Raw genomic sequence first — 25,186 nt, forward strand, 5'->3', positions numbered from 1 at the left:
GCCGCCATGCCACCGGGCATCGCCCCGCCGCCCGGCGTATGCGGCCGGACGGCACCAGGGAGCGCCGGACGTGTCAGTGCACGTCCTTCCAGTACTCCTGCTTGAGCAGATAGGCCAGGAACGACAGCGCCGCCAGGAACAGCACGACCCAGACGCCCAGGCTCTGGCGCTTGAGGGCCGCCGGCTCGCCGGCGTACTCGAGGAAGTTGGTCACGTCGCGCGCGACCTGATCGAACTCCTGCGTGCTCAGGCGACCCGGCTGGGTCAGCTTCAGCGATTCGACATGGCGGTCACCGGTTGCCGCGTCGGGCTTGCCGTACTCGGCATGCTGCAGGCCCTGCAGTTCCCAGAACGGATTCGGCATCGAGGCATTCGGGAACAGCTTGTTGTTCCAGCCCAGCGGACGCGATTCATCCAGGTAGAACGACTTGAGGTAGGTGTAGATCCAGTCGCTGCCGCGGACGCGCGAGATGGTGCTCAGATCCGGCGGCATCTTGCCGAACCACTTGCCGGCCGGGTCGTGCGGCATCGACACCTGGATCTGCTCGCCGAACTTGGCGCCGGTGAAGTTGAGGTTGTTCATCACCTCGTCTTCGGTCAGGCCCAGGTCCTCGGCCATGCGCGAGTAGCGCAGGTACTTGAGCGAATGGCAGCCCGAGCAGTAGTTCATGTACAGCTGGGCGCCGCGCTGCAGCGAGGCGCGGTCGCTCAGGTCGTTGCCGGCCTGCAGCTTGTCGCCGCCCTCGGCGGCCAGCGCGGAGAACGCGATCAGCAACCCGCTGGCGAAGACAGCTAGGCGGGAAGTCAAGGTCTTAGTCATGCGTCGTCACCCGTTCCGGCACCGGCTTGGTCTTGTCCCACTTGGTCCACAGCGGCATGGTCAGGAAGAAAAGGAAGTAGTAAACGGTCAGCACGCGGCCGATGTAGGTCTCGACGATGTCGGTACCCGGACCGGCGCCGATCTTGCCCAGCCACAGGAAGCTCACCGCGAAGGTCAGCAGCAGCGCCCACGACAGCTTGCCGCGGTAGCGGTAGGACTTGACCTTGGCGCGATCCAGCCACGGCACCAGGAACAGGATCGCGATGGCGCCGAACATCACCAGCACGCCGCTCAGCTTGTGCGGCACCACGCGCAGCATCGCGTAGTACGGGGTGTAGTACCACACTGGCTTGATGTGTTCCGGCGTCACCAGGCGGTTGGCCTCGGTGAAGTTGTCATGCTCCAGGAACCAGCCACCGAAGGCCGGCGCGAAGAAGATGATGAACGCGGCGACCATCACCAGCATGCACACGTAGAACAGGTCCTTGCCGACCGTGTAGTAGGGGTGGAACGGGATGCCGTCGGCCGGCGCGGTCGGCGACCAGCGGTTGCCCTTCGGGCCCTTCTTGATTTCCACGCCGTCGGGGTTGTTGGAGCCGACTTCGTGCAGGGCGAAGATGTGCAGCACCACCAGCAGCAGCAGCACCAGCGGCAGCGCGATCACGTGCAGGGCGAAGAAGCGGTTGAGGGTGGCGTCACCGGGCAGGTAGTCGCCCATGATCCACTCGGTCAGGCCGTTACCGATCACCGGGATGGCACCGAACAGCGAGATGATCACCTTGGCGCCCCAGAACGACATCTGGCCCCACGGCAGCACGTAGCCCATGAAGGCTTCGGCCATCAGCACCAGGTAGATCAGCATGCCCAGGATCCACACCAGCTCGCGCGGCTTCTGGTAGCTGCCGTACATCAACCCGCGGAACATGTGCAGGTAGACGACGATGAAGAACAGCGAGGCGCCGGTGCTGTGCATGTACCGGATCAGCCAGCCCCACTCGACGTCGCGCATGATGTACTCGACCGAGGCGAATGCTTCCGCGGCGCTCGGCTTGAAGTGCATCGTCAGGAAGATGCCGGTCAGGATCTGGTTGACCAGCACGATCGAGGACAGGACGCCGAAGATGTACCAGATGTTGAAGTTCTTCGGAGCGTAGTACTCCGACATGTGCTTCCGGTAGAACGGCATGAAGCTCGGCGCACGCGCAGTGAACCAATCCATCACGCCATCGGCGGTACGGGTAATGATGTTCGACATGGCTTACGCGGCTCCCTTCGGATCGACGCCGATCACGATCGTCGTGTCGTTCTCGTAGTAGTGCGGCGGCACCACCAGGTTGGTCGGGGCGGGCACGCCCTGGAACACGCGGCCGGCCATGTCGAAGCGCGACTTGTGGCAGGGGCAGAAGTAGCCGCCCTTCCAGTCCGGGTCGTACGGCTCGGGACGGATTTCCGCGACCATTTCCGGCGAGCAGCCCAGGTGGGTGCACAGGCCGACCAGCACGGAGATTTCCGGCTTCAGGGAGCGCGTCTCGCCCTTGATGTAGGCCGGCTGCTGGTCCGTGTTCTTGGACTCCGGATCCCGCAGGCGGCTGTCCAGGGTCGGCAGCGCGTCCAGGATCGCCTTGGAACGCTTGACGATCCAGATTGGCTGGCCGCGCCATTCCAGGATCAGGCGTTGCCCTTCCTGCAGGCCGGTGAGGTCGGCGGTCACCGGGGCGCCGGCCAGCTTGGCCCTCGCACTCGGATTCCACGACTTGATAAACGGTACTGCTGCGAAACCGGCTCCAACCGCACCAACCACAGCCGTGGTCGCAGTCAGAAACCGGCGTCGGCCTGTATTCACAGGCCCATTGACCCCATCGTTGGCCATTCCGGCACTCCGCAAAACAATCAGGTAGCTAAAAGGCTGCCAGCACCCGCGCCCGAAGCTCGGGGCGGGCCGCAAAGACAGCAAAGTGTAGCGGAAGCCTTAACCGACCGACAACGTTTTGCCGTGGATCAAGGGTTTGCGGCGGTCCGAACCCGCCGCGCGGCGGGATTTCGCGTCAACGCGCGGCGGCGATGTTGCCGCGGTAGCGATCCGCCAGGACCGCCACCCGCTCGACGTAGCGCTGGGTTTCCCGGTACGGCGGTACCCCGCCGTGGCGGTCCACCGCGCCTTCGCCGGCGTTGTACCCGGCCGCGGCCAGGCGCAGATCGCCGTTGAAACGCTTCAGCAGCCAGGACAGGTACTGCACGCCGCCGCGGATGTTCTGGCCGGCGTTGAAGGCGTCGCTGACGCCGAACCGGCGCGCGGTGGCCGGCATCAGCTGCATCAGGCCCTGGGCGCCGGCGTGGGAAAGGGCCATCGGGTTGTATGAGGATTCGGCGTGCATGATCGCGCGGATCACCGCCTCGTCGACCCCGAACTCTCGGGACGCCGCGGCGATCTCCGCTTGGTAAGCCGCGGTGTTCAGGCGCAGAGTCCCGAAGTTGAGTCCCGGATTGCCGCAGGCGAAGCAGGTCTCGATGAAGCTGTACTTGATGGTGCGCAGGCTGGCGACCGCACCGGCGCCGCCGCGCGGGCGGGCGCTGGTGTAGTGGCGCACGCCGTCCTTGATGTAGGAGTAGACCTGCCCGCTGACCACTCGGCGGGTTCCGCCCGTGGGCTGGGCCGCAGGCAACGGCGCCGGGGCGATGGTGGTAGGCGCCACCGAAGCTGCGGTCGTGACTGGCGCGGCCACGCTCGTCGCGCCGCCCATCGCGGCCCCGGGCCGGGTCGGCGGGGCCGCCGGCGCGGACAGGGCGGAAGCATCGGCCGGGCGGGACACGGCGGAGACCCGCCGGCTGCCGCGCTCCGGCGTGTACTGGCTGATCACCTCGCAGCGGGCACCGCTGACGCGCTTGCTGACATAGGCGGGAACGCCATCGGCACCCGTGCACTTGTACAGCGTGCCGGCACTCGCGGCCGGCATCACGCAGGCAAGCGCGGCCAGCATCCCCAATGGCAGTAGCGTCCCCCTCATGCGGGGCAGTGTCCCGGATCCGGGAGTGATTGCCAAGTCCTTGTCCAAGAAAGGAATCCTCGAATCTGTGCGGTGGGTCCGGGATCCGGATATCCGCCCCAAGTCCCGCCCGCGCGTCCGCCCCGACGAGGCGTGTTCCTCACCTTCAACGCCGAATCGGCGCGGAACCGGACCGCCCCGCGTAAACTATGCGGTTTCCGCCCGCCCACCCGACTGGAATAAGCGCCATGACCGGGACGCAAGCCCCCGATACCGCCCTGACGGGCGATCTGCCCGTCGCCTCCCCCGCACGCCCGGCCGCCACGCCGGCCCGCGGCAAGCTGTTCATCAAGACCCACGGCTGCCAGATGAACGAGTACGACTCGGCCAAGATGGCCGACGTGCTGGCCGCCACCGAAGGCCTGGAACTGACCGACAACCCCGAAGAAGCCGACGTGGTGCTGGTCAACACCTGCTCGATCCGCGAGAAGGCGCAGGAGAAGGTGTTCAGCCAGCTCGGCCGCTGGAAGTCACTGAAGAAGGATGGCAAGCCGGTCCTGATCGGGGTCGGCGGCTGCGTGGCCTCGCAGGAGGGCGAAGCCATCGTCAAGCGCGCGCCCTATGTCGACCTGGTGTTCGGTCCGCAGACCCTGCACCGGCTGCCGGAACTGATCCGCGAGCGCCGCCAGTCCGGCCAGCCGCAGGTGGACATCAGCTTCCCGGAAATCGAGAAATTCGATCGCCTTCCCGAGCCGCGCGCCGAAGGCCCGAGCGCGTTCGTCTCGATCATGGAAGGCTGCTCCAAGTACTGCTCGTTCTGCGTGGTGCCCTACACCCGCGGCGAGGAGGTCAGCCGGCCGTTCGAGGACGTGCTGGTGGAGGTGGCGCAGTTGGCCGCCCAGGGCGTGCGCGAGATCAACCTGCTGGGCCAGAACGTCAACGCCTACCGCGGTCCCTATGGCGACGGCGAACTGGCCGACCTGGGCCTGCTGATCCGCGCCATCGCCGAGATCGAGGGCGTCGGCCGCATCCGCTTCACCACGTCCCACCCGCTGGAGTTCAGCGATTCACTGGTGGAGGCTTACCGCGACGTGCCGCAGTTGGCCAACTACCTGCACCTGCCGGTGCAGGCCGGCAGCGATCGCATCCTGGCAGCGATGAAGCGCGGTTACACCACGCTGGAGTTCAAGCAGAAGATCCGCAAGCTGCGCGCGGTGCGGCCGGACATCTCGATTTCCTCGGACTTCATCGTCGGCTTCCCCGGCGAAACCGACGCGGACTTCGAAAAGACCATGAAGCTGATCGAGGACGTCGGCTTCGACCAGTCGTTCTCCTTCATCTATTCGCGCCGACCCGGTACACCCGCGGCGGACCTGGAAGACGACACCGCCGAATCGACCAAGCACGCCCGTCTGGAGCGGCTGCAGGCGCATATCAATGCGCATGCCGCCGGCATCTCGCAACGGATGGTCGGCAGCGTGCAGTCGGTGCTGGTGGAAGGCCCCTCGCGCAAGAACCCGAACGAACTGACCGGCAAGACCGAGAACATGCGCTCGGTGAACTTCCCCGGCCACGCGCGGATGATCGGCCAGTTCGTCGACGTGGTGATCACCGAGGCGCTGACCAACTCGCTGCGCGGGCGGGTGGCCACGGTCGACGAGAACGCGGCTTGAAAACTCCCCTTGTGGGAGCGACGTAAGTCGCGAATCCTCGCTCGCGGGCGAAGAGCATCGCGACTTACGTCGCTCCCACAAGAGTCGCTCCTGCGATGGGCCGCCGCCTCAATCCAGCCGCTTGCGGAAGCGCAGGATGGCGGCGGACATCATCACCGTGATGAAGGCCAGTAGCGCCAGCACGTCCGGCCACAGTTCCCACAGGCTGGCGCCGCGCAGCATGATGCCGCGGATCAGGCGCAGGAAATGGGTCAGCGGCAGCACCTCCGCCAGCCACTGAACCGGCCGCGGCATGCCCGAGAACGGGAACATGAAACCCGACAGCAGGATCGAGGGCAGGAATACGAAGAAGGTCATCTGCATCGCCTGGAACTGCGATTGCGCGCGCGTGGAAATCAGCAGGCCCAGGGTCAGGTTGGCGGCGATCAGCAGGATCGCCGCCACGTAGACGTGCCAGACACTGCCGTTGAGCGGAACGTCGAACAGCCACATGCCCAGCGCCAGCACCACCGTGGTCTGGACCAGGCCGATCGCGATGTAGGGCAGCACCTTGCCGATCATCAGCTCGGCGCTGCTCACTGGCGTGGCGATCAGCAGTTCCATGTTGCCGCGCTCGCGCTCGCGCACGATGGCCACGCCGGTGAACAGCACCATCGTCATGGTCAGGATCACGCCGATCAGGCCCGGCACGATGTTCACCGCGGAGCGTCGTTCCGGGTTGTAGAACGCCACCACGCTGATCGGCCGCTCGACCGGAACCACCGCACGGACCGCCGTATCGGCGGGCATCTGGGCCAATTGGGCGGCCGCGCTCTGCACCGCGTTGTCGCTGCCGTCGACCAGGATCTGCACCTGTTCGCGGCCCTCGGCGCGACGGCGCTCGAAATCCGGCGGCACCACGATGCCCAGGCTGATCTCGCCGCGCCGGATGGCTTCCATCAGTTCCTGCGGCGTGCGTGCGGCCAGGGTCGGCTTGATCACCGTGGTCGCGACGATGTCCATGACCATCGCGCGCGAGGCCGTGGTGTTCGCCTGGTCGGCCACGCCCGCCTTCAGATCCCGCAGGTTGGTGTTGATGGCGTAGCCGAACAGCAGCAACTGCATCACCGGGATGGCGACGATCATCGCCAGGGTGATGCGATCGCGGCGCATCTGGCGTACTTCCTTCAGCATCACCGCCGACAGCCTGCGCCAGATCATGCCGCCCGCTCCTGCCCGTCCGGATCGGGGCGGCCACGGGTGGCGGCGACGAACACGTCCTCTAGGTTGGCCTGCGAAGGCGTGACCTCCGCCTGCATGCCCGCTTGGCGCAGTCCCGCGGCGACCCGGCCTGCGGCATCGCCATTGCCCGCCATCAGCACGCGCAGGGTATTGCCGATCTGGGCCACGCTGATCACGCCGGGCAGGTCCAGCAGGACCTTCTGCGCCTGGCGCGGCTGTTCCGCGTCCACCGCCAGGGTACGTCCGGCCAGTTCGCCGGTCAGATCCGCCGGCGTGCCATCGGCCACCAGCACGCCGCGGTCAAGGATGGCGATGCGATGGCAACGCTCGGCCTCGTCCATGTAGTGGGTGGAAACGAGGATCGTGGTGCCGGCATCGGCCAGTTCGAACAGCTTCTCCCAGAAGTCGCGGCGCGATTCCGGATCCACCGCGCTGGTGGGCTCGTCCAGGAACAGCAGTTCCGGCTCGTGGATCACCGCGCCGGCCAGCGCCAGCCGCTGCTTCTGGCCGCCACTCATGGTGCCGGCCAGTTGCTTCTGCCGATCCTGGAAGTGGTACTGCTCGACCAGCTCGTCGATGCGCTTGCGGGCCCCGGCTTTGGAGAGGTTCTGCACCGCCGCGAGGAATTCCAGGTTCTCGCGCACGCTCAGGTCCTCGAACAGCGAGAACTTCTGGGTCATGTAGCCGATGCGCGTGCGCAACTGCTCGGCCTGTTCCGGAATCCGCAGGCCGAGAACCTCGATGTCACCTGCGCTGGGCGTCAGCAACCCGCACAGCATCCGGATCGTGGTGGATTTTCCGGAGCCGTTCGGCCCGAGGAATCCATACACGTTGCGCCGTGGCACCCGCAGGTCCACCGCGTTGACCGCAACCAGTCCGCCAAAGCGCTTGGTCAGTCCACGCGCCTGGATGGCAAGGCCGTCGTGGCCGGAATCAGTCGCCGCGGCCATCGCCGAACTCCACCCGCACCGGGAAACCCGCCGGCAGTTCCGCCGCGTCCTTGCCCAGGCTGACTTCCGCCAGGTAGCTCAGGCGCGCGGCGTCCTTGCCGGTCAACGCGTAGTACGGAGTGAACACCGGTTCGCTGCGGATCATGCGGACCTTGCCGGCATAGGTCTGCTCGCGGCCGTCCACGTGCACGCGCACCGCGTCGCCGACCTTGACCCGCGTGCGCAACGGTTCCGGCACGTAGATGCGCGCATACGGCGCGTCGCCGACCAGGAGCACCGCCAGCGGCCCGCCGATCGGCGCCTGGTCGCCCAGGCGATACGGCAGGCTGTCGACGCGCCCGGCGCGTGGGGCCACCACGTTGAGCTTGTCGAGGGTGACCGCCTGCACGGAGGCCTGCGCCTCGGCGGCGGCGACCGCGGCTTCTCCCTGCGCGATCTGCTCGCTGCGGGTGCCGCGCTCCAGTTCCAGCAGCGCCGCCTGCGCCGAACGCACCTGCGCGGCGGCATTATCGGCGGCGGCCCGCGCGCGGTCGACTTCCGAAGCCGCGACGAGTTGCTGCCTGCCCAGCGGTTGCAGCCGGTTGAAATAGGCGCGGGTGTCGCTCGCCTGCGCCTGCGCGGCGGCCAGCGCGGCGCGCGCCTGCGCGATGGCTTCCACCCGCGGTCCGGCCAGCAGTTCCGAGAGTACGTCGCGGCTCTGCCGGGCCTGCGCGCGCGCCGCTTCCAGTTGCGACTGCGTGCGGGTCAATTCGAGTTGCAGCAGCGGCGTGCCGGCCGCGACGCGCTGGCCCTCGCGCACGTCGATGCGCACGATTTTCTCGGCCACGGGCGCGGGCAGGGTCACCCGATCCCATTCCAGCGTTCCCAGCGCCTGCGGCGTGGCCGGCTTGCAGGCCGCCAGCGCCAGCAGCGCGCAGGCGGCGATCAGGTTGCGCTCACTTCGCATCATCCAGCTCCAGTCCGCGATCCAGCAGCACCAGCGTGTGCCGACGCAGATCATCGAAATCAACATCGCCGGCACCGAACAGCGCGCGCCAGATCGGCGCGCTGGCCAGCGGGAAGAAGGTCAGCCCGACCAGCGAGACCATCAGCAGGCGGGGGTCGAGATCAGCGTTCAACCGCCCCTGCCGCTGCGCTTCGGCGAAGCGCCCGGACATCATCCGCGGCAGCATCGGCCCCACCTGTTCGATCAGCAGGTCGCGCAGCGCGCCGCCCTCGCACAGCACTTCGCGCACCCACAGGGTGGGCAGCCAGGGATGGCGCGCGACCAGCCCGCCGACGCCCTGCACGAACGCGGCGATCAGGGCGGCCACGTCGTCACCCGCCTGGCTGACCGGTTCACGCAGTTGCGCCACCACCGGCAACAAGCGCTCGGCCACCACCGCCTGCTGCAACTGCGGCTTGTCGCCGAAGTAGTAATGCACCAGCGCCGGGGTCACCCCCGCCTCGCCGGCAATGTCGCGCAGCGAGGTCGCCGCGATGCCCTGGCGGACGAAGCAGGCCAGCGCGGCGTCGAGCAGGCGTTCGCGTTGATCGGCCTGATCGGCGCCGGGTCGGCCGGGAGCGCGCTTGCGGCGTCCGGATGCGCCGCGCGCGCTTTCGGCGGCGGGCGTGCGGGAACGGGAGGGAGTGGGTGATTTCGGCATGCGCGCATTATTTAATTCATCATTTAATTAATGCAAGCATGAGCCGACGGACGGTCATCGCCGGGCCGCGCGTCTGGCGCCGGCAGGGTCAGCGGTTTAACCTTCCGCTCCAGACACCTCGGTCGAGGAATGCCGCCGTGATCCCCCACTTCCGCTGATCCGTCGCTTGCAAATCCGCCGTGCCCGCTCCACCTCGAAGCGGCCGTTCCCGATTTCCATCTCCGCCCTGCCCGTCCGGCACCGCCGGCCGCCTTCGGCCCGTCCGCCGCGGCAAGGCCATTTCTTCCGCTACCCATGACTGCACCCAGCAAACGCGAATTCACCCTGGAACCCGAGACCGCCGAACGCCTGGCCAACCTGACTGGCCCGTTCGACGCCCATCTTCGCCAGATCGAGCTCAGACTCGGCGTGGAGATCGCCAACCGCGGCGCGATCTTCCGGGTCACCGGCCCGGAAAAAGCGGTTGCCGCCGCCGAGAAACTGCTGCGCGCCCTCTACGAGGAAACCGCCAGCGAAACCTTCGACAGCGAGGCCATCCACCTGCGCCTCAATGACGCCAACGTCGATCACGTCGCCGCCGGTGGCTTCGAGCCGCAGGAAGTGGCGATCAAGGTCAAGCGCGGCACCGTGCGCGGCCGCGGCGCCAACCAGGCCAACTACCTGCACGCCATCGCCACCCACGACATCAACTTCGGCATCGGTCCGGCCGGCACCGGCAAGACCTTCCTGGCCGTGGCCAGCGCGGTGGAGGCGCTGAACGAGTCGCGGGTGCAGCGTCTGATCCTGGTGCGTCCGGCGGTGGAAGCCGGCGAGAAGCTGGGTTTCCTGCCCGGCGATCTCACCCAGAAGGTCGACCCCTACCTGCGCCCGCTGTACGACGCCCTGTACGAGATGCTGGGCGTGGAGAAGGTGGTCAAGCTGCTGGAAAAGAACGTGATCGAGATCGCACCGCTGGCCTACATGCGCGGACGGACGCTTAACGACGCGTTTGTCATCCTCGACGAGGCGCAGAACACCAGCATCGAGCAGATGAAAATGTTCCTGACCCGCATCGGCTATGGCAGCACCGCCGTGGTCACCGGCGACCTGACCCAGATCGACCTGCCCCGCCACCAGAAGTCCGGCCTGAAGGATGCGCTGGACGTGCTGCGCAACGTGGACGGCATCTCCTTCACCTTCTTCAGCAGCCGCGACGTGGTCCGGCATCCGCTGGTGGCGCGCATCGTCCAGGCTTACGATGCGCGCGAGGGCAAGGATTCGGAGACAGGTCCGGCATGACGCAGGGTCCGACACGGCTGGAGGTTTCGGTCAGCTACGCGCTGCCGCGCGCGGGCCTGCCCGCGGCGGTCAGTTTCCGCAAGTGGGTGGCGGCGGCGCTGCGCGGACGCATCCGCGAGGCCGACCTGGCCATCCGCATCGTCGACAGCAAGGAAGGCCGCGCGCTCAACCGGCACTATCGTGGTCGCGACTACGCGACCAACGTGCTGAGTTTCCCGGCCGACGTCGCCGAGGGCGTCAAGCTGCCCAAGGGCGTGAAGATGCCCTTGCTGGGCGACCTGGTGATCTGCGCGCCGGTGGTGGCGCGCGAGGCGCGCGAGCAGAAGAAGCCGCTTGCCGCCCACTACGCCCATCTCACCGTGCACGGCACCCTGCACCTGCTGGGCTGGGATCACGAGGACGACAAGGAAGCCGAGTGCATGGAACAGTTGGAGCGCGAGATCCTGGCCGAACTCGGCATCGACGATCCCTACGCCGAGCAGTAGTCCCGGCCGCGCGCAGCCGCTACGCTTCGCGCTTTCCCGATGCTCCGGATCCGTCACATGCGTCCTGCCCGTTCCGCCCTCGCCCTCCTGCTGCTGGCCGCGGCCGGCGGCGCTCATGCACAGGCATCGGAGCAGGCGGCGGAGCCGGATCCCGCCAAGGTCGACCTTGCCCGGCTGATCGCCTGCCAGGGCCAGCCGGAGGAATTCATGGCGCTGGCGGTCGCGCAGCAGGATCCGCTGAAGGCGGTCGCGCTGGGCTGGCGGCCACTACCCCAGGCCAACATGTTCCTCAGCGAATACGAACTGGCCGCACCGCTGACGGTGTTCGGCCATCCCACCCGTCGCATCGCCTTCGCCGGTTCCAGCGTGATGGCGGTGCTGGACCTGCCGGACCCGCGCCCGTTGGCCCGGCAACTGGAGCTGGAAACGGCGGTCGATACGCCAGACAAGGCCATGTTCGGCAAGGAACTGGTCAGCGAGGAGGTCCACGATCCGGCCACCGGCGCGACCCTGGTCCGCTCGGCGGTACTCAACGTCTCCAACGTCACCTCCCACCCCGGCAAGACCCTGGTCGGCTGTACCTACAGCATTGATCCGCTTGAGGAAGCGCCGGCCGAGGCGCCCGCCGGCGGCTGAGCGTCCGCCGCGCCTGCTAGACTCTGCCCCGTCGCCCGCGTCGCGGGCGCCCCTTTCCGAGAGATGTCAGAAGACGACAGTACCCCCGCGCCGGAGCACCACGAAAAACGGCGCAGCTGGCTGGAACGCCTGAGTTCGGCGTTTTCCGGCGAACCCACCTCCCGCGAAGACCTGGTCGCGATCCTGCGCGATGCGCAGAGCGACGGCCTGATCGGCGGCGACACCCTGCGGATGATGGAAGGCGCGCTGACGGTCGCCGAGCTGACCGTGGGCGACGTCATGGTCCCCCGCGCGCAGATGATCTCGCTGCCGGTGGACGGCCGCTTCCTGGACCTGATGAAGCAGGTCGTGGAATCGGGCCATTCGCGCTTCCCCGTGCACGGCGACAACAAGGACGAGATCCTCGGCATCCTGCTGGCCAAGGATCTGCTGCGCGGCGTGGTCGCCGACAATGGCCCCGGCAGCATCCGCGAACTGCTGCGCCCGGCGGTCCTGATTCCCGAGTCCAAGAAGCTCAACCTGCTGCTCAAGGAATTCCGGCTGTCGCGCAACCACATGGCGATCGTGGTGGACGAATACGGCGGCGTCGCCGGCGTGGTCACCATCGAGGACGTGCTGGAGCAGATCGTCGGCGAGATCGACGACGAGCACGACGAAGCCGAGGACGACGCCTCGCTGATCGCGGTGCAGGCCGACGGGCAGTACGTGGTGGATGCGCTGACGCCCATCGCCGATTTCAACGAACGCTTCGGCGCGGATTTCCTGGATGACGAATACGACACCATCGGCGGCCTGGTCACCGCCGCCATCGGTCACCTGCCGGAAACCGGCGAGGAACTCACCCTGGGGCGTTTCGCCTTCCGCGTCGCCAAGGCCGACGCGCGCCGCGTGCATGCGTTCCATGTCGGCATCCTGGCCGACGCCTGACATGCTGCGCCGCCTGCTCCTCGTCGCCGCGCTCTGGCTGCTGGCGACATCGGCCTTCGCCGCGCCGCGCATCGGCGTGGCGACCATGCAGCCAGGCGAGGTGTTCTTCGAACGCTTCGGCCACAACGCCATCGTGGTGGTGGATCCCGCCACCGGCGCGGCCACTTCCTACAACTTCGGCTATTTCGATCCGGGCGAATCCGACTTCGTCGGCAACTTCGCGCGCGGAGTGATGCAGTACTACCTGGTCGATCTGCCGCTGGGCGAGGATCTGGCCCAGTACCGCGACGGCGGCCGCGGGGTGCGCCTGCAATGGCTGGACCTGCCGCCGGAACAGGCGCAGGCACTGGCCGCGGCGCTGGCCGCGCGGGCGCGGCCGGAGAACGCGCGCTACCGCTATGACTACTTCACCGCCAACTGCTCCACCCAGGTGCGCGATGCGCTGGACAACGCAATGGGCGGTGCGCTGAAGCCGCAACTGGCCGGCCGTTCGCGCGGCAATACCTATCGCAGCGAAAGCGTGCGGCTGGCCTCGCCCGCGACCTGGATGTGGCTGGGTTTCGACCTGGGCCTGGGGCCTTCGGCGGACCAGCCGATGTCGCGCTGGGAGGAAGCCTTCATCCCGATGCGTCTGGCCGATAGCCTGCGCGAGGCGAAGAACGCCGCCGGCCGTCCGCTGGTACAGGCCGAGGAAGAACTGCTGCCGCACCGGATCGCGGCGGAACCGGCCGAGGCTCCGCGGCGCTGGTGGCCGTGGCTGATCGCTGGGCTGGTCGGCGCGGTCGTGCTGCTGCTGACCGGTCACCGGCATCCGCGTGCGGTGGCCGCAATCGCGTTGCCGTTCTGGACGCTGTGCGCGATCGCCGGTGGCCTGCTGGTGTATCTGTGGGGCTTCAGCGAACACTGGGCCGCCTGGCGCAACCACAACCTGCTGCTGCTCAATCCGCTCTGTGTCCTGCTGCTGCCCGGCGCAATCGCCGTGCTGCGTCGCCGCAATCCGGGCCGGCTGTTCTCCATCGCCCTGCACCTGGTCGCGCTGTGCGCGCTGTTCGCATGGTTCGTGCAATGGCTGCCTTTCGCGTTCGGCTACCAGTTCAACCAGCCGTGGATTGCGTTGCTGCTGCCCGTCCACCTCGCTCTCGCATACGTATTCAGACGGTCACGTCACGCGGGCTGACGCAGGATGCGGCCTTCCCGCCGCATCCCGCAGGATCCGCATGCTGATTCGACTGTTCGCCCTGACCGTCCTGTCGCTTCCGCTCGTGGCGCTGGCGGCGCCGCCGGTGCGCGTCAACTCGCCCGACGGGCGCATCGTGGTGGAACTGGATTCCGATCCCGACGGCCGCCCGACCTATGCGGTGCGGCGCGACGGCAAGCCGCTGCTGGCGCCGTCGCGGCTGGGCTTCCTGCTGGTCGACACGCCGAAGCTGGACCGCGCCATCGCGGTGACCGCCGCGCGCACGCGCAGCTTCGACGAAACCTGGGAACAGCCCTGGGGCGAACGCCGCCGCATCCGCAATCGCTACAACGAACTGCGGGTGACCCTGGTCGAGAACGCCAAGCCGCGTCGGCACCTGGATCTGGTGTTCCGCGTGTACGACGACGGCCTCGGTTTCCGTTACGAGTTCCCGCGCCAGGAGAGCTTGTCGACGGTGAGGATCCGCGAGGAGCTGACCGAGTTCACCCTCGCCGGCGACGCCACCGCGTGGTGGATTCCGGCCGGCGAATGGAACCGCGAGGAATACCTGTACCACCGCACGCCGGTGGAGGCGGTCGGCGACGCGCAGACGCCGATCACCTTCCGGCTGGCCGACGGCACCCATCTGTCGATCCATGAAGCCGCGCTGGTCGACTATTCGGGCATGAACCTCACCCGCGTCGAAGGCCGGCGGTTGAAGGCATCGCTGACACCCGGCATCGATGGCGCCAAGGTGATCCGTGAAGCACCGTTCAACACGCCTTGGCGCACCCTGCAGATCGCCGATGACGCGGGCGGACTGGTGACCTCCAGTTTGATCCTCAATCTCAACGAACCGAACGTGCTGGGCGACGTGTCGTGGGTCAGGCCGATGAAGTACGTCGGCGTGTGGTGGGAAATGCACCTGGACACCAAGACCTGGGCCTCCGGCCCGCGCCACGGCGCGACCAACGAGAACGTGATGAAGCACATCGACTTCGCCGCGAAGCACGGCTTCGGCGGCGTGCTGGTCGAGGGGTGGAACGTCGGCTGGGACGGCGACTGGTTCGGCAACGGCGAGGATTTCAGCTTCACCCGCTCGTATCCCGACTTCGATCTGGAGAAGCTGGGCGCCTACGCGAAATCAAAGGGTGTCGTACTGATCGGCCATCACGAGACCTCCGCCAACGCTGCCCACTACGAATCGCAGATGGGTGCCGCGTTCGACCTGTACGAGCGGGTCGGCGTGCCGGCGGTCAAGACCGGCTACGTGTCCGACGCCGGCCAGGCCAAGGTGATCGGTGCCGACGGCAAGATCCACTACGCCTGGCACGAAGGCCAGGATATGGCCCGCCATCACCTGAAGGTGGTGACCGAAGCGGCCAGGCGCCACATCGCCATCAACGCCCACGAGCCCATCAAGGACACCGGCCTGCGCCGTACCTATCCCAACTGGATCTCGCGCGAGGGTGCGCGCGGCATGGAGTACAACGCCTGGGGCAACCCGGGCAATCCGCCCGAGCACGAGGCGATGCTGGTGTTCACCCGCCTGCTGGCCGGGCCGATGGATTTCACTCCCGGCATCTTCGGCATGAAGACGCGTTCGCCGGACGGCGTGGCGACCACCTGGGCCAAGCAGCTCGCCCTCTACGTGGTGATCTACAGCCCGATCCAGATGGCCGCGGATCTGCTGGAGAACTACGAGGCCAACCCGGGCCCGTTCCAGTTCATCAAGGACGTGCCGGTCGATTGGGAAGAGACCCGCGTGCTCAATGGCGAAGTCGGCGACTACGTGACCCTCGTGCGCAAGGAGCGCGGGGGCGACAACTGGTACCTGGGCGCCATCACCGACGAGGAGCCGCGCACGCTGAAGGCGCCGCTGTCGTTCCTGGATCCCGGCCGCCGCTACACCGCGCAGATTTACCGCGATGGTCCAAGGGCCGACTGGAAGGGCCAGCGCGAGGACATCGTCATCGAGGAGCGCGAGGTGGGATCGACCGATACGCTGGACCTCAAGCTCGCACCCGGCGGCGGCCAGGCGATCCGCTTCGTGGCCCGGTAGAGCCGCCCGCCTTGTAGGAGCGACGTGAGTCGCGACCGCCATCCCACCGTACAGGAACTCCCGGCCGCGCTGGCAACGTCTGGCCATGGGGGCCGCGGGCCGCGACTCACGTCGCTCCTGCACGCGGCATGCCGGCGACCGCTTGCCGCTCAAGGTCAACTGGCGCACGATCCGGCACATGAACCAATCGCCCTCGCTGAACCCGGTCCAGAACGCCCTGCCCTCCTGCGTCATCAACTGCGTGGTCTATGACCAGCACGGCAAGCGCCGGGACATCGGCCTGGATGAAATCAGTGACGTGCTGGCGGTGGACGATGGCACGTTCATCTGGGTCGGCCTGTACGAGCCGGCCGATTCGGTGCTGGAGAAGCTGCAGGAGGAATTCTGCCTGCATGACCTGGCGGTCGAGGATGCGCAGAACGCGCACCAGCGACCGAAGCTGGAAGCCTATGGCAATTCCCTGTTCATCGTCATGCAGACCGCGCAGGTGGTGGACGATCGGATCCGCTACGGCGAGACCCACGCCTTCCTCGGCCCGCGCTACCTGGTCACCGTGCGCCATGGCGCCTCGCTGTCCTACGCGCCCGTGCGCGAGCGCGTGCAGCGCGAACCGGACCTGCTGGGACTGGGACCGTCGTACGGTCTGTACGCGGTGCTCGACTTCATCGTCGACAACTACCGCCCGATCGTCGACGAGTTCCGCCAGACCTTGGACACGCTGGAGAAGGACATCTTTGCCGACACCTACCGTCGGGTGACCGTGGTCAAGCTGTACGAACTCAAGCGCGAGCTGACCAAGATGCGGCTGGCGGTGGCGCCGCTGCAGGACGTGGTGGCGCAACTGTCGCGTACGCAGAGCGCGCTGATCCCGGAAGAGGTGCGGTTGTACTTCCGCGATGTCCACGACCACGTGCTGCGGGTCAACGAATCCACCGACACCCTGCGCGAGATGCTGACCACCGCGCTGAGCGTCAACCTGTCGCTGGTGACCCTGGCCCAGGGCGAGACGGTCAAGCGCCTCGGTGCCTGGGCGGCGCTGCTGGCCGCGCCTACCCTGATCACCAGTTGGTATGGCATGAACTTCGAGCACATGCCGGAACTGGCGGGCCGGTTCTCCTATCCGCTGCTGATGATCGGCGTGGCGGCGGTCTGCATCGGCCTGTATCGCCTGTTCAAGCGCGTGCGCTGGCTGTGACGATCCGGTGACCGCCGGCCGGTTTCGACCAAAGTCGAAGGCGGGAATCCGGCTTACGGATTGACCCTCCCCCGGCATCGGAGGACTCTAGCGGCAGTCTCCGTGGAGGGTGGATTCATGAAAGGTCTGTCGAAACTCGGCTGGGCGGCGCTGGCCGTACTCGGCGCGTTCGCGCTGGGCACGGTCGCGCTGCGCCGGGGCGAACACATCAACGCGATCTGGATCGTCACCGCAGCGGTTTCGATCTACCTGATCGCGTACCGCTTCTACGCGCAGTTCATCGCCAGCCGGGTCATGCAACTGGATCCCACCCGGGCCACGCCGGCGGTGCTGCGCAACGACGGCCTGGACTACGTGCCCACCAACAAGCACGTGCTGTTCGGCCATCATTTCGCCGCCATCGCCGGTGCCGGCCCGCTGGTCGGCCCGGTGCTGGCCGCGCAGATGGGCTACCTGCCCGGCCTGCTGTGGCTGGTGGTCGGCGTGGTGCTGGCCGGCGCGGTGCAGGACTTCATGGTGCTGTTCATTTCCAGCCGCCGCGACGCGCGCTCGCTGGGTGATCTGGTGCGCGAGGAAATGGGGCAGATTCCCGGCACCATCGCGCTGTTCGGCGCCTTCCTGATCATGATCATCATCCTGGCGGTGCTGGCGATGGTGGTGGTCAATGCACTGGCTGAAAGTCCGTGGGGCATGTTCACCGTGGCCGCGACCATGCCGATCGCGATCCTGATGGGCATCTACATGCGCTATATCCGGCCTGGCCGGATCGGCGAGATTTCGGTGGTCGGCCTGCTCCTGCTGCTGGGCGCGATCTGGCTGGGCGGCAAGGTCGCCGCGGATCCCGTCTGGGGCCCGGCGTTCACCTTCTCCAAGGAATCCATCACCTGGATGATGGTCGCCTACGGCTTCATCGCTTCGGTGCTGCCGGTTTGGCTGCTGCTGGCGCCGCGCGACTACCTGTCCACCTTCCTCAAGATCGGCACCATCGTCGCGCTGGCGATCGGCATCCTGATCGTGATGCCGGATCTGAAGATGCCGGCGGTGACCGAGTACGCCCGCACCGGCATGGGTCCGGTCTGGACCGGCGGCCTGTTCCCGTTCCTGTTCATCACCATCGCCTGCGGCGCGGTGTCCGGCTTCCACGCGCTGATTTCCTCCGGGACCACGCCCAAGCTGCTGGCCAGCGAGCGTCACATGCCCTACATCGGCTACGGCGGCATGCTGATGGAATCCTTCGTCGCGGTGATGGCGCTGGTCGCGGCCTCGATCATCGAACCGGGCGTGTATTTCGCGATGAATTCGCCGCCGGCCGCGGTCGGCAGCGACGTGGTCGCGGTCGCCGCCAAGGTCAGCGAATGGGGCTTCGCCATCAGTCCCGACGTGCTCACCGCCACCGCCAAGGACATCGGTGAAAGCACCATCCTCAACCGGGCCGGCGGCGCCCCCACGCTGGCGGTGGGCATCGCCCAGATCCTGCACAGCGTGCTGCCGGGCGAGGACACGATGGCGTTCTGGTACCACTTCGCGATCCTGTTCGAAGCCTTGTTCATCCTGACCGCGGTCGATGCAGGCACCCGCGCGGGTCGTTTCATGCTGCAGGACCTGCTCGGCAACTTCGTTCCCGCCATGCGCCGTACCGAGTCCTGGACCGCCAATATCATCGGCACCGCCGGCTGCGTGGCGTTGTGGGGTTACCTGCTGTATACGGGCGTGACCGATCCGTTCGGCGGCATCAAGACCCTGTGGCCGTTGTTCGGCATTTCCAACCAGATGCTGGCGGGTATCGCGCTGATGCTGGGCACCGTGGTGCTGTTCAAGATGAAGCGCGATCGCTATGCCTGGGTCACCGCGGTTCCGGCGGTATGGCTGCTGCTGTGCACGACCACCGCGGGCCTGCTGAAGATCTTCGACAGCAACCCGGCGCAGGGTTTCCTGGCGCAAGCCCACAAGTACCAGGCCGCCATCGCCTCGGGCAGCATCACCGCCCCGGCCAAGACCATGGGCGAGATGCACAAGATCGTGGTCAACGCCTACGTCAACACCGGGCTGACCGCACTGTTCCTGTTCGTGGTCGCGGCGATCCTGTTCTACTCGATCAAGACCATCCTCGCCGCCCGCCGCAGCACGGTGCGCACCGACCGCGAGACGCCATACGTGCAGGTCGATCCGCAGCAACTGGCGAACCTGTGATGGGTACCGCGCTCGTTCCCGTCAGCCACTACCAGATGCACCGCCGGGTGTGGCGCCGGCTGGTGCAGACGGCACGGCTGTGCTGCGGCGTGCCGGACTACGACAACTATGTCCGGCACATGCTGGAGAAGCATCCGGACCGCGAGATCATGGATTACCGTACCTTCTTCCGCGAGCGTCAGGAGGCGCGCTATGGCGGCAGGAGCGGCTTCCGCTGCTGCTGAAATTGCCGGTCTTCCGAAAAGAAAGGGCGAAGCCAAGCTTCGCCCTTTTTTGGTTTTCTCCGTAGGAGCGACGTAAGTCGCGACCGGATACGATTCCTTGTCGCGACTCGCGTCGTTCCTACATTGCTGACCGCCGTCAGCCCTGGCCCGCCATCGCGCGCAGGATGATGCCGACCAGGTAGGCCGCGCCGGTACCGGTGGCGTAGCCCAGGGTGCCGAGTAGCACGCCCACCGGCGCCAATGCCGGATGGAACGCGGTCGCCAGTACCGGTGCCGAAGCCGGACCGCCGATGTTGCTCTGCGAGGCAATCGCGAAATAGAAGAACGGCGTTCGCAGCAGCTTGCCCACGCCCCACAGCAGCACGATATGCACCGCGATCCACATCACGCCGAGCAGGAACAGCCACGGACGTTCCAGCAGCGCCAGCAGATCCATCTGCATGCCGATGCAGGCGATCAGGAAATACAGGAACAGCGAGCCCCATTTGGACGCGCCCACGCCTTCCAGCGTGCGCATGCGGGTGAAGCTCAGCAGCAGCCCGGCGAAGGTCGCCAGCAGCACCACCCATACGAACGGCTTGTCCAGGCTCACCATCGGTGACCATGCGACATTGGCCGCGAACCAGTCCGCCAGCGGTGCGGCGACCGCATGCGCCAGGCCCACGGTACCGAACGCCACGCCGCCCAGCACCATCAGGTCGGTGAGCGTGGGGATGCGCGCGTGCTGGGCCTGGTAGCTGGCAATCCGCTCGCGCAGTTCGTCGATGGCCGAGGTATCGGCGCCACTATGGCGATCCAGCGCCGGCGCACGCGCGGCGAAGAAGATCAACACCGCCATCCACACATAGCCCACGCCGACGTCGACCACCGCGAACTGGCCGAAGGTGGTCGCGTTGACCTCGAAGATCTCCTTCATCGCCAGCATGTTGGCGCCACCACCAATCCAGCTGCCGGCCAGCGCGGCCATGCCCGCCCAGGTATCACCGGCAACGGTTTCGGGGTGGAACCAGCCCATCAGCTTGAAGGCCACCACCGCGCCCAGCATGATGCTCAGCACCGCGGCGACGTACATCACCAGCATCTTCCAGCCCAGGCCGAGGATGCCCTTCAGGTCGATGCTCAGGGTCAGCAGCACCAGCGCGGCAGGCAGGAACACGTCGCGCGCCACCGGGTTGTAGAGCTTGGTGTTCTCGCCGTCGATCAGGCCGATGGTGTTGTAGACGCCGGGGATGAAGTAGCACAGCAGCAGCGCCGGCACGAAGCCGTAGAACTTGCGCAGGAAGCGGTTCTCGCTGCCGGAGGTCCAGAAGATCGCGCCCAGGGTGGCCGCGATCAGGCCGAACACGATGATGTCGTTGGTGATGAGTGCGCCGCCGGTGCCTGCTGCCGCCATCCGGTATGTCTCCCCTGGTGATGAAAGCGTGCCCCGGCCCAGCCGTTTCCCTGGCACAAAAAAAGGGCACGCCGCGAAGGCGGCGTGCCCCGTGTGCGTTACTGCCCGATGTGCTGCTTCAGCCAGGCATTGACGGTGTCATGCCACTGCACGCTGTTCTGCGGCTTCAGCACCCAGTGGTTCTCGTCCGGGAAATACAGGAACTGCGACGGGATGCCCTGGCGCTGCAGCGCAGTGAACGCCGCCAGGCCCTGCTCGACCGGAATGCGATAGTCCAGCTGGCCGTGCACGACCAGCATCGGCACCTTCCAGTCCTTGACATGGTTGACCGGATTGAACTTCTCGTAGTTGGCCGGCACCGTGTACGGCGTGCCGCCCTGTTCCCACTCGGTGAACCACAGCTCTTCGGTGGAATAGCCCATCATGCGCTGGTCGAACACGCCGTCGTGGTTGACCAGGCACTTCCACGGCTGGTTCCAGTTGCCGGCGATCCAGTTGACCATGAAGCCGCCATAGCTGGCGCCCAGCGCACAGGCCTTGTTGCCGTCCAGGAAACCGTACTTCTGCTGCGCCGCGGCCCAGCCCTTCTGCAGATCTTCCAGCGGACGATCGCCCCAGTGCTGGCTGATGGCGTCGGTGAAGGCCTGGCCGTAGCCGGTGGAGCCGTGGAAGTCGATCATCACCACCGCGTAGCCCTGGCCGGCGTAGGTCTGCGGGTTCCAGCGATAACTCCAGCCGTTGCCGAAGCTGCCCTGCGGGCCGCCGTGGATCAGGAACGCAACCGGATACTTCCTGCCTTCCTGGTAGTTGTACGGCTTGACCACGTAACCGTGCACGGTCTCGTCGTTCCAGCCCTTGAAACTGAACTGCTCGAAGTCGCCGAACGACACATCCTTCAGCATGTCCTGCGCGCTGGGCGTGATCGCGCGTTCCGGCGCGCCGGCCAGCGAAGTGGTGAACAGCTGGTCGCCGCTCTTGAGCGAATTGCGGGTGAAAGCCAGGGTGTCGCCGGCGATCTCGAACGCGGAGATGCTGCCGTTGCCGATCACCTTCTCCGCCTTGCCGCTGGCGATGTCGACGACGAACAGCGGATGCTCGCCCATGTCCTGGGCGGTGGTGTAGATGCGCTTGCCATCGGCCGACAGGGTGATGCCGTCGGCGGAGCGATCCCAGTCCGCGGCGATTTCGCGCGGCGCGCCGCCGGCGGCATCCATCGCCATCAGCGCGAAGCGATCCGCTTCGAAGCCGGGACGCTTCATCGCGCGGTAGTACAGCGTCTTGCCATCGGCGCTGAATGCCGGGCCGGTATCCCAGGCCGGGTTGGCGGCGGTCAGGTTGGCCGGCGTGCCCTGGCCGTCGGCGGACAGGCGATACAGATCGAAATTGGTCGACCACGGCTCGCCCCTGGACTGCACGCGCAGGCTGGCGACCAGCGACTTGCCATCCGGCGCCCAGGTGTATTCATCGGCGCCGCCGAAGGGTTTGGACGGCACGTCGCCATCCAGGCTGTCGGTCAGCGAGGTCGCACTGGCGACCGGCTGGGCGCCGGCGGCCGGCAAGGCGGCCACGAACAGGCGGCTGCGGCGGCCGTCGGCCCAGGTATCCCAATGGCGCACGAACATGTTGTCGAACAGCACGCCGGTGTTCTTCTTCGCGGCGGTGGCATCGAGCTTCTTCCGGGTGCAGGCGAAGTCGGCCTTGCAGTCGGCGAAGGTGTCGGTGCTGAAGGCGATGCGGCTGCCGTCCGGCGAGATCTTGTAGCTGCCCACATCCAGCGCGAACCCGGTCAGCTGGCGCGGCTCGCCGCCGCCGGTCGGGATGGCGTACAGCTGCTGGCTGCCGGACTTGCCGCTGAGGAAGTAGACCGTCTGGCCATCGGCCGAAAAGGATGGGGAATTGACGTTCCAGCCTTCCGGGGTCAGCCGCTTCGGCGGCGCCAGGTCGCGGGTGAGCAGGTTGCGCACGTACAGCGCGCTGCCGGCCTTGGTCAGTTCCTTGTCGATCTGGCGCTTGGCGAATACCACCGCGCGGCCATCCGGCGACAGCGTCGGCGAGGAGACGCGATCCAGCGCGGCCAGATCGCGGATGTCCAGGCCCCGCTGGGCGGCGAGCGCCGGCAGGGTCGCCAGCAGGCAGAGGGGCAGTACGGCGAGACGCAATTTCATCCGGGGCTCCGGGCAAACAGGAAAACCCCGATGTTAGGCCGATACGGCGGCCCGGCGCAAAGGCATGAGGTCATGCCCCTGCGCCGCTATGGCGCGGCCAGGCGCCGGTTTCAGGCCTTTTCGCCGCGCTGGCCGGTCCGGTACAGCAGCCAGCCGACCACCGCCAGCACGGCCAGGCCGATCCACTGGCTGAAGTGCCAGCCTTCCGGCAGCGCCAGCACGTCGGCGCGGGCCGAGGCGACAATCGGAATCGCGATGGCGATGCCCATCAGCGCTTCGCCGGTGATCAGGCCGGCCGAGAACAGCACGCCCGGGCGATGCACGCGATCGCGCCCTTCCTCGTCGTCGGCGCGGACCTTGTGGAAACGCTCCACCAGGTGCGCCAGCAGGCCACCGAGGAAGATCGGCACCATCAATTCCAGCGGCAGGTAGATGCCGATCGCCGCGGCCAGCACCGGCACGCGGAAGCGGGCCTTGCGCGACTTCAGCCATTCGTCGAACGCAATCACCAGCGCACCGACCACCGCACCGATGCCGATCATCGCCCACGGCAGTTCGCCGCCGAACAGGCCGCGCGCCACCGACGCCATCAGGTTGGCCTGCGGCGCGGCCAGCGAATTGGGATGCTCCGGGGTCGGCGCACCGATGCCGTAGGCCTGCGCCAGCAGATTCAGCACCGGCGCCATGATCAGCGCGCAGGAGAACGCGCCGATGCCCAGCATCAGCTGCTGCTTCCACGGAGTCGCGCCGACCAGATAGCCGGCCTTGAGATCCTGCAGGTTGTCGCCGCCCACTGCCGCAGCGCAGCACACCACCGCGCCAATCATGATCGCCGCGACCGCGCCCAACGGGGCGCCGCCGGCGCCGACCGGCGACATGCCGCTCTTGCCCAGCAGCAGCACCAGCACCGCCGAAGCGAACAGGATGGTGGAGATGGTGATGCCCGAAACCGGGTTGTTGGAGGAACCGATCAAGCCGGCCAGGTAGGCCGACACCGACACGAACAGGAAGCCGGCCGCGATCATGATCAGGGTCATCGGCACGCTGACATGCCACTGCCCGACGATCGCCTGGTACAGGCCCAGCAGCGGCAGGGTGAACACCACCAGCGCCACCAGCATCCACTTCATCGGCAGATCGCGCTCGGTCTCCAGCAGCGCCTGGCCACCGGCACTGCTGCTGCGCGCGGCCGCGAAACCGCTCTTGATGCCCTTGAGCAGCGACTTGCGCAGCGAGAACAGCGTCCACACGCCACCGACCAGCATCGCGCCCACGCCCAGGTAGCGGACCTTGGCGCCCCAGATGGCGAAGGCGGCATCGGCCGACGAGGCATTGGCGATGGACGCGGCCAGCGCCGGATCCGAACCGGTGAAGAAGGCCTGGTACAGCGGGATGGCGATATGCCAGGACAGCACCGCGCCGGACAGCACGACGATGCCGACGTTCAGGCCGACGATGTAGCCCACGCCCAGCAGCGCCGGCGACAGGTTGGTGCCAAGGAAGGCGGTGACCTTGGAACTGCCGACGTAGGCCGACTGGGTCCACGTATCCGGAATCATCCGCAGGCCGCTGGCCGCGGCCAGCTTGACCACCGCGCCGATCACCCCGGACAGGGCCAGGATCTTCAGGCCCGGGCCTGGGTTGTCACCGGCCTTGAGCACTTCCGCCGCGGCCTTGCCTTCCGGGAACGGCAGCGGATCCTCGACGATCATCGAACGCCGCAGCGGCACCGAGAACAGCACGCCCAGCAGGCCGCCCAGGCCGGCGATACCCAGCACCCACCAGTACTTGAAGTCGGGCCAGTAGCCCATGATCACCAACGCGGGGATGGTGAAGATGACGCCGGCGGCGATCGACGAGCCCGCCGAGGCACCGGTCTGGACGATGTTGTTCTCCAGGATGGAGCCGCCGCCCAGCACCCGCAGCACGCCCATGGACACCACCGCGGCCGGGATGGCGGTGGCGATGGTCAGGCCGGCGAACAGGCCCAGGTAGGCATTGGCGGCGGACAGGACCACCGCCAGCACGACGGCCAGCAGTACGGCACGGAAGGTAAGTTGAGGCGTCGCAGCCTGGTTCATGACGCGGTTCCGGGGATACAGAAGCCCGACAAACTATCGGCTACGCCCCGGCAAGTCCAGCCGGAAAGACCGGCGTGGC

General features: G+C 67.2%; 21 protein-coding genes. 10 read left to right on the plus strand and 11 right to left on the minus strand.

Annotation, left to right across the window (positions count from 1 at the left end; translation table 11 throughout):
- Positions 1-73: 73 nt before the first annotated feature.
- From FG323_RS06390 to FG323_RS06405, 4 genes are all read right to left on the minus strand, one after another.
- Positions 74-820 (minus strand): cytochrome c1, encoded by a 747-nt coding sequence (locus tag FG323_RS06390; protein WP_141453680.1) that lies wholly within the window; start codon positions 818-820, stop codon positions 74-76.
- Positions 813-2,075, minus strand: coding sequence for a cytochrome bc complex cytochrome b subunit (locus FG323_RS06395; protein WP_141453681.1), 1,263 nt, complete (start codon positions 2,073-2,075; stop codon positions 813-815). The genes FG323_RS06390 and FG323_RS06395 overlap by 8 nt, the downstream gene beginning before the upstream one ends.
- A 3-nt stretch (positions 2,076-2,078) precedes the next feature.
- Positions 2,079-2,690 (minus strand): ubiquinol-cytochrome c reductase iron-sulfur subunit, encoded by a 612-nt coding sequence (petA, locus tag FG323_RS06400; RefSeq protein ID WP_141453682.1) that lies wholly within the window; start codon positions 2,688-2,690, stop codon positions 2,079-2,081.
- Positions 2,691-2,865: 175 nt separating this feature from the next.
- Positions 2,866-3,825, minus strand: a complete 960-nt coding sequence (locus tag FG323_RS06405) for a lytic transglycosylase domain-containing protein (RefSeq protein ID WP_141453683.1) — start codon at positions 3,823-3,825, stop codon at positions 2,866-2,868.
- A 227-nt stretch (positions 3,826-4,052) separates the two neighbouring features.
- Here FG323_RS06405 and miaB point away from each other — a divergent pair, with 227 nt between their 5' ends.
- Positions 4,053-5,477: a tRNA (N6-isopentenyl adenosine(37)-C2)-methylthiotransferase MiaB gene (miaB, locus tag FG323_RS06410; protein ID WP_141453684.1), complete on the plus strand. Its 1,425-nt coding sequence runs from the start codon at positions 4,053-4,055 to the stop codon at positions 5,475-5,477.
- A 108-nt stretch (positions 5,478-5,585) separates the two neighbouring features.
- Here miaB and FG323_RS06415 read toward each other — a convergent pair whose 3' ends face one another.
- Genes FG323_RS06415 through FG323_RS06430 form a run of 4 tightly spaced genes read right to left on the minus strand, consistent with a single transcriptional unit; the run spans position 5,586 to position 9,294 of the window.
- A complete protein-coding gene (locus FG323_RS06415; RefSeq protein WP_141453685.1) occupies positions 5,586-6,677 on the minus strand; it encodes an ABC transporter permease in 1,092 nt (363 codons plus the stop codon).
- Entirely contained in the window at positions 6,674-7,609 is a 936-nt protein-coding gene (locus tag FG323_RS06420) for an ABC transporter ATP-binding protein (protein WP_141453797.1), read from the minus strand. Before FG323_RS06420 ends, FG323_RS06415 begins: the two co-directional genes overlap by 4 nt.
- Before the next feature lie 22 nt (positions 7,610-7,631).
- The gene (locus tag FG323_RS06425) at positions 7,632-8,594 is read right to left on the minus strand and encodes an HlyD family efflux transporter periplasmic adaptor subunit (protein WP_255470070.1); all 963 of its coding nucleotides are present in this window, start codon (positions 8,592-8,594) and stop codon (positions 7,632-7,634) included.
- Entirely contained in the window at positions 8,584-9,294 is a 711-nt protein-coding gene (locus tag FG323_RS06430) for a TetR/AcrR family transcriptional regulator (RefSeq protein WP_141453687.1), read from the minus strand. The genes FG323_RS06425 and FG323_RS06430 overlap by 11 nt, the downstream gene beginning before the upstream one ends.
- Before the next feature lie 294 nt (positions 9,295-9,588).
- On the opposite strand from FG323_RS06430, the gene FG323_RS06435 reads away from it, so the two are divergent.
- The 9 genes from FG323_RS06435 (at position 9,589) to FG323_RS06475 (ending at position 19,468) form a co-directional block, all read left to right on the plus strand.
- Positions 9,589-10,572 carry a PhoH family protein gene (locus FG323_RS06435; protein ID WP_141453688.1) on the plus strand — a complete coding sequence of 328 codons (984 nt, stop codon included), beginning with the start codon at positions 9,589-9,591 and terminating at the stop codon, positions 10,570-10,572.
- On the plus strand, positions 10,569-11,057 hold the full coding sequence (gene ybeY / locus FG323_RS06440; RefSeq protein ID WP_141453689.1) for an rRNA maturation RNase YbeY: 489 nt from the start codon (positions 10,569-10,571) through the stop codon (positions 11,055-11,057). The genes FG323_RS06435 and ybeY overlap by 4 nt, the downstream gene beginning before the upstream one ends.
- A gap of 57 nt (positions 11,058-11,114) precedes the next feature.
- Positions 11,115-11,693, plus strand: coding sequence for a hypothetical protein (locus FG323_RS06445; RefSeq protein WP_141453690.1), 579 nt, complete (start codon positions 11,115-11,117; stop codon positions 11,691-11,693).
- Between the two features lie 63 nt (positions 11,694-11,756).
- A complete protein-coding gene (locus FG323_RS06450; protein WP_141453691.1) occupies positions 11,757-12,620 on the plus strand; it encodes a transporter associated domain-containing protein in 864 nt (287 codons plus the stop codon).
- Between the two features lies 1 nt (position 12,621).
- Complete coding sequence (locus tag FG323_RS06455; protein ID WP_255470071.1) at positions 12,622-13,797, plus strand: DUF4105 domain-containing protein; 1,176 nt, start codon at positions 12,622-12,624, stop codon at positions 13,795-13,797.
- A 40-nt stretch (positions 13,798-13,837) separates the two neighbouring features.
- Positions 13,838-15,859, plus strand: a complete 2,022-nt coding sequence (locus tag FG323_RS06460) for a glycoside hydrolase family 97 protein (RefSeq protein WP_141453693.1) — start codon at positions 13,838-13,840, stop codon at positions 15,857-15,859.
- Positions 15,860-16,037: 178 nt separating this feature from the next.
- On the plus strand, positions 16,038-17,054 hold the full coding sequence (locus tag FG323_RS06465) for a magnesium and cobalt transport protein CorA (protein WP_141453694.1): 1,017 nt from the start codon (positions 16,038-16,040) through the stop codon (positions 17,052-17,054).
- 117 nt (positions 17,055-17,171) lie between these two features.
- Complete coding sequence (locus tag FG323_RS06470) at positions 17,172-19,244, plus strand: carbon starvation CstA family protein (protein WP_141453695.1); 2,073 nt, start codon at positions 17,172-17,174, stop codon at positions 19,242-19,244.
- On the plus strand, positions 19,244-19,468 hold the full coding sequence (locus FG323_RS06475; RefSeq protein WP_141453696.1) for a CstA-like transporter-associated (seleno)protein: 225 nt from the start codon (positions 19,244-19,246) through the stop codon (positions 19,466-19,468). Before FG323_RS06470 ends, FG323_RS06475 begins: the two co-directional genes overlap by 1 nt.
- Before the next feature lie 136 nt (positions 19,469-19,604).
- Here FG323_RS06475 and FG323_RS06480 read toward each other — a convergent pair whose 3' ends face one another.
- From FG323_RS06480 to FG323_RS06490, 3 genes are all read right to left on the minus strand, one after another.
- A complete protein-coding gene (locus FG323_RS06480; protein ID WP_141453697.1) occupies positions 19,605-20,861 on the minus strand; it encodes a DUF819 family protein in 1,257 nt (418 codons plus the stop codon).
- A gap of 98 nt (positions 20,862-20,959) precedes the next feature.
- Positions 20,960-23,026 (minus strand): S9 family peptidase, encoded by a 2,067-nt coding sequence (locus tag FG323_RS06485; protein WP_141453698.1) that lies wholly within the window; start codon positions 23,024-23,026, stop codon positions 20,960-20,962.
- Between the two features lie 110 nt (positions 23,027-23,136).
- Positions 23,137-25,107: an oligopeptide transporter, OPT family gene (locus FG323_RS06490; protein ID WP_141453699.1), complete on the minus strand. Its 1,971-nt coding sequence runs from the start codon at positions 25,105-25,107 to the stop codon at positions 23,137-23,139.
- Positions 25,108-25,186: the final 79 nt, after the last annotated feature.

It is taken from the genome of Pseudoxanthomonas sp. z9, assembly GCF_006542425.1.
GTDB lineage: Bacteria > Pseudomonadota > Gammaproteobacteria > Xanthomonadales > Xanthomonadaceae > Pseudoxanthomonas_A.

Bases quoted from the DNA above. Each gene is read 5' to 3' on its own strand.
- FG323_RS06390 (WP_141453680.1), bottom strand. From the start codon at position 820: ATGACTAAGACCTTGACTTCCCGCCTAGCTGTCTTCGCCAGCGGGTTG.
- FG323_RS06395 (WP_141453681.1), bottom strand. From the start codon at position 2,075: ATGTCGAACATCATTACCCGTACCGCCGATGGCGTGATGGATTGGTTC.
- petA (WP_141453682.1), bottom strand. From the start codon at position 2,690: ATGGCCAACGATGGGGTCAATGGGCCTGTGAATACAGGCCGACGCCGG.
- FG323_RS06405 (WP_141453683.1), bottom strand. From the start codon at position 3,825: ATGAGGGGGACGCTACTGCCATTGGGGATGCTGGCCGCGCTTGCCTGC.
- miaB (WP_141453684.1), top strand. From the start codon at position 4,053: ATGACCGGGACGCAAGCCCCCGATACCGCCCTGACGGGCGATCTGCCC.
- FG323_RS06415 (WP_141453685.1), bottom strand. From the start codon at position 6,677: ATGATCTGGCGCAGGCTGTCGGCGGTGATGCTGAAGGAAGTACGCCAG.
- FG323_RS06425 (WP_255470070.1), bottom strand. From the start codon at position 8,594: ATGCGAAGTGAGCGCAACCTGATCGCCGCCTGCGCGCTGCTGGCGCTG.
- FG323_RS06430 (WP_141453687.1), bottom strand. From the start codon at position 9,294: ATGCCGAAATCACCCACTCCCTCCCGTTCCCGCACGCCCGCCGCCGAA.
- FG323_RS06435 (WP_141453688.1), top strand. From the start codon at position 9,589: ATGACTGCACCCAGCAAACGCGAATTCACCCTGGAACCCGAGACCGCC.
- ybeY (WP_141453689.1), top strand. From the start codon at position 10,569: ATGACGCAGGGTCCGACACGGCTGGAGGTTTCGGTCAGCTACGCGCTG.
- FG323_RS06445 (WP_141453690.1), top strand. From the start codon at position 11,115: ATGCGTCCTGCCCGTTCCGCCCTCGCCCTCCTGCTGCTGGCCGCGGCC.
- FG323_RS06450 (WP_141453691.1), top strand. From the start codon at position 11,757: ATGTCAGAAGACGACAGTACCCCCGCGCCGGAGCACCACGAAAAACGG.
- FG323_RS06455 (WP_255470071.1), top strand. From the start codon at position 12,622: ATGCTGCGCCGCCTGCTCCTCGTCGCCGCGCTCTGGCTGCTGGCGACA.
- FG323_RS06460 (WP_141453693.1), top strand. From the start codon at position 13,838: ATGCTGATTCGACTGTTCGCCCTGACCGTCCTGTCGCTTCCGCTCGTG.
- FG323_RS06465 (WP_141453694.1), top strand. From the start codon at position 16,038: ATGAACCAATCGCCCTCGCTGAACCCGGTCCAGAACGCCCTGCCCTCC.
- FG323_RS06470 (WP_141453695.1), top strand. From the start codon at position 17,172: ATGAAAGGTCTGTCGAAACTCGGCTGGGCGGCGCTGGCCGTACTCGGC.
- FG323_RS06475 (WP_141453696.1), top strand. From the start codon at position 19,244: ATGGGTACCGCGCTCGTTCCCGTCAGCCACTACCAGATGCACCGCCGG.
- FG323_RS06480 (WP_141453697.1), bottom strand. From the start codon at position 20,861: ATGGCGGCAGCAGGCACCGGCGGCGCACTCATCACCAACGACATCATC.
- FG323_RS06485 (WP_141453698.1), bottom strand. From the start codon at position 23,026: ATGAAATTGCGTCTCGCCGTACTGCCCCTCTGCCTGCTGGCGACCCTG.
- FG323_RS06490 (WP_141453699.1), bottom strand. From the start codon at position 25,107: ATGAACCAGGCTGCGACGCCTCAACTTACCTTCCGTGCCGTACTGCTG.